The sequence below is a fragment of the Pseudomonas lactucae genome, assembly GCF_016937615.1.
Lineage (GTDB): Bacteria > Pseudomonadota > Gammaproteobacteria > Pseudomonadales > Pseudomonadaceae > Aquipseudomonas > Aquipseudomonas lactucae.
In genome coordinates, this window is the sequence record NZ_JAFHKI010000203.1 from 1 (window position 1) to 14420 (window position 14420).

The window sequence follows — 14420 nt, forward strand, 5'->3', positions numbered from 1 at the left end:
TTTTGGTTACTTTTGGCGCTTTTCCAAAAGTGACCCGCTGTAAAAGCGGAACCAATAGCAGCCGTTACCGCAGAAACGGATATGTACTCGATCTGATCCAACATCCTGGTCGGCTGTAAGGCCGCCATCGGGAGCAAGTCTAATCGTCGCACCGCCCCTCCCACATTTAGATCGCGGTGTATCAGGTAGATGTCCGCCAGCTGTCCGGTCGTCACAGACGCCCTGCTCCTAATCAAACCCCACACAACCTGCGCAATAAATCCGTATCCAAATGGTTCTCCACCAAATCCGCCAACCGCTCAATGTCGCGCTCGCGCAGGGCGTGGTAATCCACCTCCTGCACGTCCCGCAGTCCCGCCCAGCGCAACAAAGCGCTGCACGCGGCCGGGGTTTCGAACAGGCCGTGCAGATAAGTGCCGAAGATCTGCCCGTCGGCACTGCGGGCGCCGTCAGTACGGCCGTCATCCAGTTGCACGGCCGCGTTCGATAACGCTGCGCCCGATGTCACGCCGGCATGGATCTCATAGCCGCTGACCTCGGCATCCTCCAGCAACAAGCGTCCGCGTACATTGCGCAGCTGTTTTTCTTCTTCCAGCGTGGTGCTGAACGCCAGCAGGCCCAGGCCGGCGCTGGAACCCGCCGGCCCTTCCAGGCCCAACGGGTCGTGCACCTGCTCGCCAAGCATCTGCAGCCGCCGCAAATGCCGAGCACCTTGCCGCCATAACGCAAATGCCGCGCCACGGCAGTGTCCCAGGCATTGGCGCGCAAATACGCCAGATCGCTGCGCACGCTTTTCGAGCCCGGCAGGATGATCAGGTCGGCGGCGGGAATCGGTTGGCCCGGCCCGATAAATTGCAAATCCACCTGGGGATGCAGGCGCAGCGGGTCGAAATCCGTATGGTTGCTGATGCGCGGCAACACCGGCACCACCACCTTGAGCACCTGCGCCGCCTTGTCGATCTGGCGCCGGTCAATGCCGTCCTCGGCTTCCAGGTGCAGGTCCATCACATATGGCAATACGCCCACTACCGGTTTGCCGGTGCGCGCTTCCAGCCAATCCAGGCCCGGCTGCAGCAGGGCGATATCACCGCGAAAACGGTTGATGATGAAACCTTTGACCCGCGCCTGTTCGCTGGGCGAGAGCAACTCCAGCGTGCCGACCAAATGGGCGAACACCCCGCCACGGTTGATATCGGCGATCAACAACACCGGGCAATCCACCGCCTCGGCGAAGCCCATGTTAGCGATGTCATTGGCACGCAGGTTGATCTCCGCGGGCGATCCCGCGCCCTCCACCATCACCACCGGGTAGGTTTCGCTCAAGCGCGTGTGGGACGCCAGCACCGCTTGCATCGCGATGGCTTTGTAATCGTGATAGGCCACGGCGTTCATGCTGGTGACCGCGCGGCCATGGATGATCACTTGGGAGCCGGTATCACTGTTGGGTTTGAGCAGCACCGGGTTCATATCGGTATGGGGCGCCAGGTTGGCGGCCTGGGCCTGCACGGCCTGGGCGCGGCCGATTTCGCCGCCTTCGGCCGTCACCGCGCTGTTGAGCGCCATGTTCTGCGGTTTGAACGGTGCCACCGCCACGCCTTGGCGTACCAGCCAGCGGCACAATGCGGTCACCAGGGTACTTTTGCCCGCGTCGGAGGTGGTGCCTTGCACCATCAGCGTACTCATGCAGCGTCCTTATAGGCGCCCAAGGCCTCGTGCAGGCGCAGCCAATCGGCCTCGGTGTCGGGCAGGCCGAAGCGCAGGCTGCTGTCGTGTACAAACAGGCGCAGCAGAATGCCGCGCTGGGCCATGAATTCGTGCATGCGTTCGGCGTGCGGGGTAATCAGCCACTGGAACAGGGCGCAGCCGCCCTGAGGTTGAAAGCCATGGCGCTGCAGCAATTCAAACAAGCGCCGGCCAGCCTCAAGGCAACGCGCGCGCTGACGCGCATGGCCGGCGCTGTCGCGCAGGCACGCTTGGCCGACCACCCGCGTCGGCCCACTGACCGCCCACGGCCCGACCTGTTCAGCGAGCAACTTGAGCAGCCGTCGCTCGGCCAGCACAAAGCCCAGGCGTACACCCGCCAGGCCGAAAAACTTGCCGAACGAGCGCAGTACAATCAGGCCAACCTGATGGGCCTGGCTCGCCAGGCTCAATTGCGGGGTCACGTCCATAAACGCTTCGTCCACCACCAGCCAGCCGCCGCGCTGGGCCAGCCGCGTGTGCCAGTCCAGCAGGCGTTGTGGGCTGAGGCTCAGGCCGGTGGGGTTGTTGGGGTTGACCACCACCAGCACATCGAGGCCATCGAGGAAGAAGTCGACTTCCTGCTCCTGCACTTCGCGCACCACATAACCGGCGCGGCGCCAGGCTTCGGCGTGCTCGGCGTAGCATGGCGATAACACGCCGACTTTGCCTGCACGGCGCAGGCGCGGCAGTAATTGGATCGCCGCCTGAGAACCGGGCACCGGCAATACATGCGCCGCGCCGTAATACTCGCTGGCGGCCTGCTCCAGGCCATCGTCGGTTTCCGGCAGGCGCGCCCAGGCACGTAGCGGGATCTCGGGAATCGGCCAGGGCCAAGGCGCAAGGCCACTGGAGAGATCCAGCCAATTGGCCTCGGCAATCCCGTACTGAACGGACGCCTTGCGCAGCCGACCACCGTGCTCAAGCATAGAATTGCGCCCCCGCGCATAAGATCAGCAGCCACAACCAGACGCCGCGCTGCACCAGTTGCCAGCCCCGCTCGATAGCATCGGCATCCGCCGCCGGGCCTTCGCCCAACGGCGGGCGCTGATGCAGCTCACCGTGATAAATCGCCGCGCCGCCCAGTTCGACACCCAGTGCGCCGGCCCCGGACGCCATCACCGGCCCTGCGTTGGGGCTGTCCCATGTCGGCCCCTGGGTGCGCCAGCATTTGAGGGCCAGCGCGGTGTTGCCCAACAACGCGTAGGTCAAGGCCACCAGGCGTGCGGGAATGTAGTTCAGTACGTCGTCGATTTTCGCCGCCGCCCAGCCAAATCGCTCGAAGCGCTCATTACGATAGCCCCACATGGCGTCAAGCGTATTGCTCAAGCGGTAGAGCACCACACCCGGTACGCCAGCAACGACGAACCAGAACAACGCGGCAAACACCGCATCACTGCCGTTTTCCAGCACCGATTCGGTGGCGGCGCGGGCCACTTCGGTGCTGTCCAGCTCACTGGTCTGGCGGCTCACCAGGTAGCTCACGCGTCGGCGCGCTTGCTCCAGGTCATCGCTGCGCAGCGCCTGCGCTACCGGGATCACGTGTTCACCGAGGCTGCGCATGCCGAGGGCACAGTACAAGGCCAGAATCTCCAACGCCCAGCCAATATAGGGCGCCCACGACAGCGCAGTGGCCAGCAGGGTCAACGGCACCACGGCGATAAACCACGCCGTCACGCCATGGCTGCGCCAGCCACGGCCACCGCTGTTGAAGCGTTGCTCGATACGCCCGGCAAAATTGCCGAACGCCACCAGCGGATGCCAGCGCCTGGGCTCACCCAGCAGCGCATCCAGCGCCACCGCGGCGACACACAGCAAGGCCACACTCATTGACTCACTCCCCAGGTATTCTCGTACAACATGTCACTCAGCGGCCGCGGTTCGGTCCAGCCTTCGAGCTGCAACATCGGTGCCGGATAAAATTCGGTCACCGGCCCCAGGCACAGCACGGCCAGGGGTTTGGCGCCGGGCGGCAAGCCCAGCAGGTCGGCCAGGGCCTCAGGCTCGAACAACGACACCCAGCCCATGCCCAGGCCTTCGGCGCGGGCCGCCAGCCATAGATTCTGGATCGCACAGGACAGCGAAGCCATGTCCATTTCCGGCAAGGTGCGGCGACCGAAGATATGCCGCTCGCGCCCCTCCATCAACGCTGCCACCAGCACTTCGGCACAGTCGTGGATGCCCTCGACCTTGAGCTTCATGAATTCATCGGAGCGCTCGCCCAACGCCTCGGCGGTACGCACGCGTTCTTCTTCCACCAGTTGCTGGATTTGCCCACGCAGGTGACGGTCGCTGATGCGAATGAAACGCCATGGTTGCATCAAGCCGACACTGGGCGCCTGGTGCGCGGCCTGGAGCAGACGGTGCAGCAACTCGGGGGCCACGGTGCCGCCGCTGAAGTGGCGCATGTCACGGCGTTCGGCGATGGCACGGTAGACGGCGTCGCGGTCGGCCTGGGGGAAGGCGTAGTCGGTCATGGCCCTATCGGGGGCAAGCCCCCTCCCACATTGGGTGCAAACAAGGCGGCTACCGCAGTCGGATTTGACGGGAAATAGAAGTGCACATAAGAGGCCGTCATCCGCCCTTGCCGGAAGACCGCTTCGGCACCACGCCCACCGTTCGGGCTCAGGCCACGGGCAATCGGCTGGCACTCGGTGCTGGTCAGGGAATGGTGATACGTGTGCCCACGCAACACGCCTTCCGGCAACTCGACGCTTTGCAAGGCCAGGGCCGCGAGTTTCTTTTGCATCACCGCATCGCCCTGTAAAAGGCCGAGCAGTTCGGCGCGGTTGCCGTCGACATCGGTGAGCGAATCCAGCAGATAGAGCATGCCGCCACATTCAGCGAGCAGCGGCTTACCGGCGGCGTGATGGGCGCGGATCGCAGCGAGCATCGGGGTATTTTCCGACAGCGCTTGATGGTGCAGTTCCGGGTAGCCACCGGGCAAATACAGGCTATCGGTGTCAGGCAATTGGCTATCGTGGATCGGCGAAAAGAACTTCAGCTCGGCGCCCATGGCCCGTAACAGATCGAGGCTGGCACCGTAGGTGAAGGCGAACGCTTCGTCACGAGCGACCGCGATGCGCACACCGGCCAGCAACGGCTCGGCCTCGATCACTTGCGGTGCGGCGAAGGTCACCGGTGGTGGCAGCGCGACCTCGCAACTGCTGCCCAGGGCCTGGGCGGCGGCGTCCAGGCGCACATCGAGGTCATTGAGTTCACTGGCCTGCACCAGGCCCAGGTGGCGACTGGGCAGTTCGATCCCGGTCTCGCGGGACAACGCGCCGTACCAGCGCAGGCCTTCGGTGAGGCTGCCTTCGAGCAACTGCGCATGGCGCAAGGTGCCGACGCGGTTGGCCAGTACGCCGGCGAACGGCAAGTCGGGCTGGTAGCGCGCCAGGCCCAACGCCAGCGCGCCAAAGGTCTGGGCCATGGCGGTGCCGTCGATCACACCCAGCACCGGCACGCCGAAGTGCCGCGCCAGGTCGGCGCTGGATGGCGTGCCGTCGAACAGGCCCATCACGCCTTCGATCAGGATCAGGTCGGCCTCCCCCGCCGCTTCCCACAGCAGGCGGCGACTTTCCTGCTCGCCCACCATCCACATGTCCAACTGATACACCGGTGCACCGCTGGCGCGCTCGTGGATCATCGGGTCCAGGAAATCCGGGCCGCATTTGAACACGCGCACCTTACGCCCCAGGTTGCGGTGCAAGCGGGCGAGCGCGGCGGTGACGGTGGTCTTGCCCTGGCCGGATGCCGGTGCGGCAATCAATACGGCGGGGCACTGACGGGGCTGATTCAAAGTTCGACGCCCTTCTGTGCCTTGATACCGGCCTGGAACGCGTGCTTGAGCATGCCCATTTCGGTGACGGTATCGCCCATTTCAATCAATTCAGGCTTGGCGCCACGCCCCGTAACCACCACGTGTTGCATCGGCGGGCGGGCCTGCAGGTCACCGAGGACCTGGTCGAGGTCTAGGTAGCCGTGCTTGAGGGCGATATTCAGCTCATCCAGCACCACCAGGCCAATGGACGGGTCTTGCAGCAATTGGCGCGACACGGCCCAGGCGGCCTCGGCGGCGGCGATGTCGCGCTGGCGGTCCTGGGTTTCCCACGTAAAGCCCTCGCCCATGACATGGAAGCGCACTTGCTCGGGGAAACGGCGGAAGAACAGCTCTTCGCCGGTACTGTTACGTCCCTTGATGAACTGCACCACGCCGCACTGCATACCGTGCCCCATGCCCGGGCCAGCATGCCGAACGCCGAGCTGCTCTTGCCCTTGCCGTTGCCGGTGAGCACCAGCAGCAATCCGCATTCATTGGGAGAGTTGGCGATGCGCTCGTCGATCACGGCTTTTTTGCGCAGCATGCGCGCCAGGTGGCGTTCGTCGCGGTCGGGGGTATCGGTCATGGCAGCTCTCCGTTGGGGCTGGACAAAAACGGCGGGCAGGAAAAAAGAAACACAAACAGCCAAGCATCGCCCACCGTGATGCTGTTGATTGATCCAGGCCGGTCTCCGGGCTCATGAGCGGCGTTCTGAAGCGAACAGACCGACGCTGCGCCTTCCCATATCGCGAGCGATACAGTGGCAAAAGGCAGCGTCTTGACTCATTTACCGTTGCGGGGGCAGCGCCGGAATCGCGGCGGCGCTGTGTACAAGCGCGCTCACTCACCGGCTTCCCTGTTTCACTCTGTCGACCCGTGGGCCACAGAGCACCTGGAACAAGCGGCGAAGGTTAGAGGGTTGGAGGGCTAGCCGCAAGCTTCAAGCCTAAAGCGGCAAGCAGGCGTTGCGCCGTCTTGCCGCTTTAAGCTCGCAACTTGCCGCTGCTTTTAAGGATTACGCGCCAGATTGCCCGGCAATACGCGCTTGGCGCTCAAGTAGGCATTCTGCCAATACGCCTTGGACAGGGTATCCAGCTTGACCGTGCCGCCGGTTTGCGGTGCATGCACGAAACGCCCTTCGCCCACGTAGATGCCGGCATGGCTGACCTGTGAACCACCGCCGGTGGCGAAGAACAGCAAGTCGCCCGTTTGCAGGTTCTGCTCACTCACATCCTGGGCGCGCATCACGATCAGTTCACGGGTGGTGCGTGGCAAGGAAATGCCGGCGGCATCACGGTAGACGAAGCCAATCAGGCCGCTGCAATCAAACCCGGAGTCCGGTGTATTGCCACCCCAACGGTAAGGCGTGCCGACCAGACCCAGCGCGCGAAAGAGTACGTCTTCGGCAGCCGGCGAAAAATTCTGGGTGGAATAGTTGAACACCGGCCTGGGCTTGACCGCGACAGGCGCGGGCGGCGGTGTGCGGCTGGCGCAGGCGCTGAGGAGCGCGGCGCAAACGAATAGAAACAGGCGGGCCGAGGTCGACATGTGCAGAACAATCCTGGACTGGATGCGGCTTTCGCTGCCGAACGCTGAAAACCAGAACGCGCAAGCAAAGCTCGCGCGAACGGATTACAACAATGTCCAGGGATTCTAGCGCTTACACGTCAAACTTCAAGTATCACTTTAAGTTTACTTGCTGGCGGTAACCGTGGTCGGGGCCATCGCGAGTGCACGCTTGGCTTCGATGAAGGTTTTGCTCCAGTAGCTGTCACCCAGGTTGTCGACTCGTACACCGCCACTGCGACGGCTGCTGGAGTGGATAAACTGGTTGTCACCCAGGTAGATACCGGCGTGACTGACGCGACCACGGCCTGCAGTACTGAAGAAAAGCAGATCACCGGGCTTGAGGTTGTTTCGTGCGACCAACGGTGCATTCACGTTGATCATTTCGCGCGTCGAGCGTGGCAGGTTCATGCCGGCTTCTTCGCGAAACAGATAACCGATAAAGCCGCTGCAATCGAAACCGGCTTCGGAGGTACCGCCGAAACGGTAACGGGTACCGATCAGGGACATGCCGCGTTCAAGGATGCTGTCGGCCAGAACAGGCAACTGATAAGGCTTGTTGCCGGAGAAATCGGCCAATTCTTTCTCGGTTGCCAGCTCTTCCTCATAAACGGAAGCAGACTGCGCAGCGACGAATTTTGCCTGGGACTGTTGTTGAGGCTTCTGCTGCTCAGCCACCTGTTGAGGGTGGGAGGCGCAACCAAACAACAGGGTAACGAGTGCGAGAGGCACGAGGGGTGCGAAGCGATTTAGCATGGGCACGACCGTGGCTGGTATGTAAAGAAGACGAGACTATGCCCTCTATCAGATCGATTTGCAAATTCAATCGCGCTCCATGTGACTTCGCGATTGGACCGTGACATCTAAGCCCTAATTCCAATTAATGACGTAAATGCGTAGCCGGCCCGGCTCAGACGCGGGTTTCCTGGCGCCTGGAAATTGCCGAATCGTGACAGATCAACGCCTTACCAACCCAACGTCTCTTTGAGAAAAGGTATCGTCAATTTTCGTTGCGCCTGCAAAGAGGCCTGATCGAGCTGCTCAAGCAAATCGAACAAGGCGCTCATGCTGCGAGTACCACGGGTGAGGATAAAGTGCCCGACTTCGTCGGTGAGGTGCAGGCCACGACGGGAGGCACGCAATTGCAGGGCACGCAATTTGTCTTCGTCGGACAATGGGCGCATCTGGAAGATCAGCGCCAGGGTCAGGCGCGACTTGAGGTCGGCCAGCTTGATCGGCAGTTCCCGCGGCGAGGTAGCGGCAGCGATCAACAGGCGCCGGCCGCTGTCGCGCAAACGGTTGAACAGGTGAAACAACGCTTCTTCCCAGTCCGCCTTGCCGGCAATCGCCTGCAGGTCATCCAGGCACACCAGCTCGTATTGCTCGAGCTGGTCGAAGATGCCGATACCGCGATCCATCAACTCAGCCAACGGCAGGTACACCGCCGGCTCGCCCATTTGTTCGAAGCGCAGGCATGCGGCCTGCAACAGGTGGGTACGCCCCACGCCCTGCTTGCCCCACAGATAGATCAGGCTTTCGGTCCACCCGGCGTCGGCTTCGCAGAGCCGCTCGACATAGCCGAGTGCAGCGGCATTGGCGCCTGGGTAGTAATTGATGAAGGTGGCGTCGTCACGCAGACGCACACCCAAGGGCAGCTGAATCGGTTTCATGCTGACTGAACGGCTCCCATCGAACCGTTAGTGGCCTCTGTGAAAAGTTTGCAAAGTTTATACCCGTGAAGCCGGGTGCACAATGCGGCAGACCACAAGCAAAATCAAAGGTTTGCGTTAACTTGCAGGTTTACCCGGCTTGTTTGGAGCACCCGGCGCACGAAACGACAAACCCGGCCTGGGCCGGGTCTGTGACAACACGATTACAGATCGGGGTCTTCAACCCCGGTATACACATCCGAATCCTTGTACAGATCGTGCATATGGCGCACCAGCACCATGATCACCGCCGCCACCGGCAGCGCCAACAGGATACCGGTAAAGCCGAACAGCTCACCGCCCGCCAGGATCGCAAAGATCACCGCCACCGGGTGCAGGCCAATCCGGTCCCCCACCAGCAGTGGCGTGAGCACCATGCCTTCAAGGGCCTGGCCAACCATGAACACTGCGACGATGCCCAGCATAGGGTACAGGTCGCCGCCAAACTGGAACAGCCCGGCCACCAGCGCCGCACCGATACCAATCACAAACCCCATGTACGGCACGATGGCGGCCAACCCTGCGATCAGGCCGATCAACAGGCCCAGCTCCAGGCCAATCGCCATCAAGCCGGCGGCATAGATGATCCCCAAGGCCAGCATCACCAACAACTGACCCCGCACGAAAGCACCCAGCACTTCATGGCACTCGCCCGCCAGGGACACAATGCGCTCCTCACGATCACGCGGCAGCAGACTGCGGATCTTGGCCATCATGATGTCCCAGTCGCGCAGCAGGTAGAACGCCACCACCGGGATCAGCACCAGGTTGGTCAGCCAACCGATCAGCGCCAGGCTGGAGGCCGTGGCCTGACTGAGGATCACGCCGACAATGTCGGTGGTCTGTCCCATATGCTCGCTGATCGCGGCCTTGACCTTGTCAAACTTCCAGAAGCCGTCCGACAACCCCAGCTTGGCCTGGGCCCACGGCATGGCCGTGTGTTGCAGCCAGTCGAGCATCTGCGGCGCCAGCTCATACAGGCGAAACAATTGCTTGGCCAGCATTGGCACCAGCACCAGCACCAATGCAGTGATGATCAAGGTGAACAGCGCGAACACCGCAACCACGCCCAAGGTGCGCGACAGCCCGGCTTTCTCCAGGCGATCCACCACCGGATCGAACAGATAGGCCAGCAGCAACGCAACCAGGAACGGCGTCAGGATCGAATGCAGCAAGAACACAAAAACGCACAGCAGGACGATCCCGCCAAGCCACACCCAACGACGCGTATCCGCCATACATCACTCCATGCTTCTATCTATATAAGGAAGAGCTGTTACCAACGAAACCGCAGTTGCGCCTGCGGCTCAGGGGCGGCGGGCGGTTGCGTGCCTTCCGCTACCGGTTGCGGCGCAGGCTCGCCCGCAGGGATCTCCTGCAACCTGGCCAGGCTCAACTGGGTGCGCAACTGATCGGCGCTGCCATTGACGCGATACACGATGCGATCACCCTCGACCCGTAGCGGCTGGCCACCAAACGGCTCAAGCAAATGCCCCAGCGCCGCATAGCGCTCCAGGGTCATCCCCTGCACTTCCAGCAATTGTTCGGTGCTCACACCGGGCTTGACCGCAAAACGCGGCGCCAGCTTTTGGCTGATCGCCAGCATCACCGCGTCGGCCACCGCCCCGGTGTCGGCGCCTAGCACGCTGCCCTGCTCGCTTTTGTCACCCAGCCACAGGCGCCATTTGGCTTGCCATTGGCTGCCTTCCTGGCGGGCATGCACCGCCAGCAAGGCGTCGGCGCCATAGCGCTCGGAGGCGGCGCGCAGTGGCGTAGCGTCGGCGCTTTCCAGGTTCGGCGCGGTGGCGACGACCTGTTCGTCCAGATCACCCAGCGGCAGGCGCAACGGCAAACCACGGTGTTGCGCCGCACGGCGCAGGGCTTGCGCAACGGTCTGACCATCGCCGACCAGGCTACTGCCCTCGGTGGAGTCGTTCAGCCACCAGCCGAGGATCGAGGGCCGATTGCTGCCCCAGATCGACAGGCCCGCATCACGCAGGGCGCGGTCGGTGCTGACCGGGTCGAAATCCACTTGCAGGCTCTCGGGCGGGCCGGCGTCGTAACCATATTGGGTGATGATCTGCTGCGGGTCCTTGCGAATCGCCGCCAGGCCCGGGCCTTCGGCGGCCTTGGCATCGCCGGTCAGGCGGATCACCAGCGTCTGCAGCGCTCGCTGGGTGGCCTGGTCGCGCTCTTGCAGCGATTGGCTGCCAACCGGTTCAAGTACTTGATACAGGCCATTGAGGGTTTCGGCATGACTCGCCAGGCTGACCAACGACAAGCAGCCCACAAAGAAGAATTTACACAGACGCATGGAAGATTCCCGAACGACAAATTTAGCGGCTGGAACAGACCGGATGAACTCGGTTTGCCAAGGCTGTGACCATGGCGACCGACAAAACATTCACAGGGCCTCGGTAAGTTTTCGCGCCGTCATCACGATAGCGGGTTCAAGGCTATACCTTAATACGGCCCGAAGCAGAGCCGATTAGCATTTTTTTAACGCGCTTTTTTAAGCTATATGGCCCTGCCCGTCGGCCCGAGGATGGCCGCTGCCCCTCAAGCCTGATAAAATCGCGCGCCTTCGCAGACCGTCAACGGCTGGGCCTTTTACCAAAAGCGCCTGCCCACTCGGTCGTTACCCAGAAATCCCCCCTAAAGGCCTGGATCATGAGCAAGCAACCCTCCCTGAGCTACAAGGACGCCGGTGTAGACATCGACGCCGGTGAAGCATTGGTCGAACGCATCAAGAGCGTCGCCAAGCGCACTGCGCGCCCCGAAGTCATGGGCGGCCTGGGCGGTTTTGGCGCCCTCTGCGAAATCCCGGCCGGCTACAAACAGCCTGTACTGGTTTCCGGCACCGACGGCGTGGGCACCAAGCTGCGCCTGGCCCTGAACCTGAACAAGCACGACAGCATCGGCATCGACCTGGTGGCCATGTGCGTCAACGACCTGGTGGTATGCGGCGCCGAGCCGTTGTTCTTCCTCGACTACTACGCCACCGGCAAGCTCAACGTCGAGACCGCTACCCAGGTAGTGACCGGCATCGGCGCGGGTTGCGAACTGTCGGGTTGCTCCCTGGTCGGCGGCGAAACCGCTGAAATGCCAGGCATGTACGAAGGCGAAGACTACGACCTGGCCGGTTTCTGCGTCGGCGTCGTCGAGAAAGCCGACATCATCGACGGCTCCAAAGTGGCCGCCGGCGACGCCCTGCTCGCCCTGCCATCGTCCGGCCCGCACTCCAACGGCTACTCGCTGATCCGCAAGGTCATCGAAGTGTCCGGTGCCGACATCGAGAACATCCAGCTCGATGGCAAGCCACTGACCGACCTGCTGATGGCCCCGACCCGCATCTACGTCAAGCCACTGCTCAAGCTGATCAAGGACACTGGCGCGGTCAAGGCCATGGCCCACATCACCGGCGGCGGCCTGCTGGACAACATTCCCCGCGTGCTGCCAAAAGGCGCCCAGGCGATTGTCGACGTGGCCAGCTGGCAGCGCCCTGCGGTCTTCGACTGGCTGCAAGAAAAAGGCAACGTCAACGAAACCGAGATGCACCGCGTGCTGAACTGCGGCGTGGGCATGGTCATCTGCGTGGCGCAAGAGCACGTGGAAACCGCGCTGAACGTATTGCGTGAAGCCGGCGAGCAGCCATGGGTCATCGGTCAGATCGCCACCGCCCCAGAAGGCGCGGCTCAGGTTGAACTGAAGAACCTCAAGGCTCATTAATGTCTCCGACCTGTGATGTCGTGGTGCTGCTCTCCGGCACCGGCAGTAACTTGCAGGCCCTCATCGACAGCACGCGCACCGGCGACAGCCCGGTGCGCATCGCAGCGGTGATCTCCAACCGCAGCGACGCCTACGGCCTGCAACGCGCCAGGGATGCGGGTATCGAAACCCGCTCGCTGGATCACAAGGCTTTCGAAGGTCGCGAGGCCTTCGATGCCGCCTTGATCGAACTGATCGACGCCTTCAAGCCAAAGCTCGTGGTACTGGCCGGTTTCATGCGCATCCTCAGCGCGGATTTCGTCAGGCACTATGACGGACGCCTGCTGAATATCCACCCTTCCCTGCTGCCCAAATACAAAGGCATGCACACGCACCAACGGGCACTCGATGCCGGTGACAGCGAGCACGGCTGCAGTGTGCACTTCGTCACCGAGGAACTCGATGGCGGCCCTCTGGTCGTACAGGCAGTAGTTCCGGTAGAGTCTGACGACTCGGCGCAGACGCTTGCGCAACGGGTTCATACCCAGGAACACAGGATTTACCCGCTGGCCGTGCGCTGGTTTGCCGAGGGGCGATTGATTCTTGGTGACCAGGGTGCATTATTGGACGGTCAGTTACTCGGGGCCAGCGGCCACTTGATTCGAACCTAGGAGATTTTATGCGTCGCGCCTTGCTCTTCGCTTTTGCTCTGTTTGCCTTGCCTGCCGTGCAAGCGGCAGACCTTCACCCTTTCTCCGCCAGCTATACCGCCGACTGGAAACAGTTGCCCATGAGTGGTTCGGCTGAACGCAGCCTGACCAAGAACGGCGACGGCACCTGGACCTTGAATTTCAAGGCCTCCATGATGATCGCCAGCTTGACCGAAACCAGCGTGATCCTGTTTGACAAGGACACCCTGCAACCGAAGAGCTACACCTTCGAACGCGGCGGCCTGGGCAAGGCCAAGAAGGTCAACCTGGACTTCGACCAGACGGCGAAGAAAGTCACCGGGTTTGAAAACAAGGACGCGGTCAACGTCACCCTCGAAAGTGGCATGCTCGACAAGTCGACCTACCAGCTCGCCCTTCAGCGTGACGTGGCGGCCGGCAAGAAGAGCATGAGCTACCGTGTCGTCGAAGGCACTGATGTCGACACCTACGACTTTCGCGTGATAGGCCCGGAAAAAGTCCAGACCAAGGTCGGCTCGATCGACGCGATCAAGGTCGAGCGCGTGCGTGACCCGTCGCAGAGCAAACGCATCACCCAGATGTGGTTTGCCAAGGACCAGGGCGGCATTCTGGTTGCCCTGCGCCAGGTGGAAACCGATGGCAAGGAATACAACATCATGCTGCAGGACGGTACCGTTGACGGTAAGGCCGTCAAAGGCAGCTGATTGCGCAGATGAGCTGAACGGGAGCCTCGCTGAATGCGGGGCTTTTTTTCGTCTGAATATTTTGCCTTGAAGCGTCTAGAACCAATACAAGGCCTGAGACCAACATGAAACTTCTGTCATAAACCGCCAAAGCGGTTTACTTAGCAAGCTAACAAACCGTATAAAAAAGGCCTGCGACGACTTGCCGCAGACCCACCAGAGATTGGAGCAAGCAGATGACTGTAAAAGTGACTGAACGCGACGACGAACATATGTCCCACGAAGCCTTGGGCCATGGGATTCACATCTGGGATGTACACCAACAAGACTTGCTGGTCGGCATGTTTCACAACGAGAGCGATGCTCATAATTATAAAAACGAGCTTGAATCGCTTGAGATGAAACGCCAGGCACAAAGCTCCTGATACGCTGAAAATTATTGCGCCGCCGCTGATCCCACGCGGCGCCGCCCATCCAAACCCCGCCTTTCGAGCGGGGTTTT

The 14420-nt window shown here is 61.9% G+C and carries 13 protein-coding genes, 2 pseudogenes and 1 riboswitch; of the genes and pseudogenes, 4 read left to right on the plus strand and 11 right to left on the minus strand.

The features are described from left to right. Positions 1-232: 232 nt before the first annotated feature. From JWR98_RS27740 to JWR98_RS27790, 11 genes and pseudogenes are all read right to left on the minus strand, one after another. A pseudogene (locus JWR98_RS27740) lies at positions 233-1683 on the minus strand (cobyric acid synthase). Then, positions 1680-2669 (minus strand): threonine-phosphate decarboxylase CobD, encoded by a 990-nt coding sequence (gene cobD / locus JWR98_RS27745; protein WP_078734141.1) that lies wholly within the window; start codon positions 2667-2669, stop codon positions 1680-1682. The pseudogene JWR98_RS27740 and the gene cobD overlap by 4 nt, the downstream one beginning before the upstream one ends. After that, complete coding sequence (gene cbiB, locus JWR98_RS27750; protein ID WP_205491754.1) at positions 2662-3570, minus strand: adenosylcobinamide-phosphate synthase CbiB; 909 nt, start codon at positions 3568-3570, stop codon at positions 2662-2664. Before cbiB ends, cobD begins: the two co-directional genes overlap by 8 nt. Next, positions 3567-4217, minus strand: coding sequence for a 5,6-dimethylbenzimidazole synthase (gene bluB / locus JWR98_RS27755; protein ID WP_078734143.1), 651 nt, complete (start codon positions 4215-4217; stop codon positions 3567-3569). The genes cbiB and bluB overlap by 4 nt, the downstream gene beginning before the upstream one ends. Beyond that, on the minus strand, positions 4214-5542 hold the full coding sequence (locus tag JWR98_RS27760; RefSeq protein ID WP_078734144.1) for a cobyrinic acid a,c-diamide synthase CobB: 1329 nt from the start codon (positions 5540-5542) through the stop codon (positions 4214-4216). The genes bluB and JWR98_RS27760 overlap by 4 nt, the downstream gene beginning before the upstream one ends. Beyond that, positions 5539-6149: pseudogene (cobO, locus tag JWR98_RS27765) on the minus strand (cob(I)yrinic acid a,c-diamide adenosyltransferase). The gene JWR98_RS27760 and the pseudogene cobO overlap by 4 nt, the downstream one beginning before the upstream one ends. A 79-nt stretch (positions 6150-6228) precedes the next feature. Continuing rightward, positions 6229-6474, minus strand: a riboswitch (cobalamin riboswitch). Positions 6475-6571: 97 nt separating this feature from the next. Continuing rightward, on the minus strand, positions 6572-7111 hold the full coding sequence (locus tag JWR98_RS27770) for a C40 family peptidase (RefSeq protein ID WP_078734146.1): 540 nt from the start codon (positions 7109-7111) through the stop codon (positions 6572-6574). 144 nt (positions 7112-7255) lie between these two features. Further along, entirely contained in the window at positions 7256-7885 is a 630-nt protein-coding gene (locus JWR98_RS27775; RefSeq protein ID WP_003175372.1) for a C40 family peptidase, read from the minus strand. 209 nt (positions 7886-8094) lie between these two features. Next, positions 8095-8799 carry a DnaA regulatory inactivator Hda gene (gene hda / locus JWR98_RS27780; RefSeq protein ID WP_078734147.1) on the minus strand — a complete coding sequence of 235 codons (705 nt, stop codon included), beginning with the start codon at positions 8797-8799 and terminating at the stop codon, positions 8095-8097. Between the two features lie 203 nt (positions 8800-9002). Further along, entirely contained in the window at positions 9003-10076 is a 1074-nt protein-coding gene (locus JWR98_RS27785) for an AI-2E family transporter (RefSeq protein ID WP_003175374.1), read from the minus strand. Positions 10077-10114: 38 nt separating this feature from the next. Beyond that, entirely contained in the window at positions 10115-11152 is a 1038-nt protein-coding gene (locus JWR98_RS27790) for a DUF2066 domain-containing protein (RefSeq protein WP_205491756.1), read from the minus strand. A gap of 356 nt (positions 11153-11508) precedes the next feature. Between JWR98_RS27790 and purM the strand changes: the two genes are divergently transcribed. The 4 genes from purM (at position 11509) to JWR98_RS27810 (ending at position 14343) form a co-directional block, all read left to right on the plus strand. Next, entirely contained in the window at positions 11509-12567 is a 1059-nt protein-coding gene (purM, locus tag JWR98_RS27795; protein WP_205491758.1) for a phosphoribosylformylglycinamidine cyclo-ligase, read from the plus strand. Next, positions 12567-13217 carry a phosphoribosylglycinamide formyltransferase gene (purN, locus tag JWR98_RS27800; RefSeq protein WP_078825619.1) on the plus strand — a complete coding sequence of 217 codons (651 nt, stop codon included), beginning with the start codon at positions 12567-12569 and terminating at the stop codon, positions 13215-13217. The genes purM and purN overlap by 1 nt, the downstream gene beginning before the upstream one ends. 8 nt (positions 13218-13225) lie before the next feature. Further along, positions 13226-13939, plus strand: coding sequence for a DUF3108 domain-containing protein (locus JWR98_RS27805; protein WP_078734150.1), 714 nt, complete (start codon positions 13226-13228; stop codon positions 13937-13939). Between the two features lie 215 nt (positions 13940-14154). Next, positions 14155-14343 carry a hypothetical protein gene (locus tag JWR98_RS27810; protein ID WP_003175379.1) on the plus strand — a complete coding sequence of 63 codons (189 nt, stop codon included), beginning with the start codon at positions 14155-14157 and terminating at the stop codon, positions 14341-14343. The last annotated feature ends 77 nt before the right edge of the window (positions 14344-14420 follow it).